1 protein-coding gene is annotated in these 333 nt (G+C 52.3%); it reads right to left on the minus strand.

The window, feature by feature from the left end; genetic code table 11:
- Positions 1-333 (minus strand): hypothetical protein (locus D0T84_RS14400; protein WP_163308561.1); only part of this gene is annotated, 333 nt, incomplete at both ends.

The raw sequence follows: 333 nt of genomic DNA on the forward strand, positions 1-333 counted from the left end.
ACAGCCTGTTTCATAAAACATTATCAAACTCAATCTTGGAACGAACGAACTGTCGCCCACTACAATCTCCGGCGCAGGCTGCCCGTTCAACGGCAAGGTCAGATACTCAGTGCCCAGCTCCGCCAGCAGGTAATCCTTGCCATACTTGCTGAACATACGGATAAAGGCCTGCGTCAGTTCGCGGCGCAGAGGGATATCAGTTATCTTGTCGAGCATATGTTTGCTATCGTTCAATAGGAGGCTGTCGTTACCCAGCGCCGACTCGTACCAGAGCTGTAGCATGGGTTGCCAGAAACCGCTGGTATACAGGTCGTGGAAATCCAGCTCCTGCGA

Origin of the sequence: Dysgonomonas sp. 521 (assembly GCF_010501055.1) — a bacterium.
In the GTDB taxonomy this organism is placed as follows: domain Bacteria; phylum Bacteroidota; class Bacteroidia; order Bacteroidales; family Dysgonomonadaceae; genus Dysgonomonas.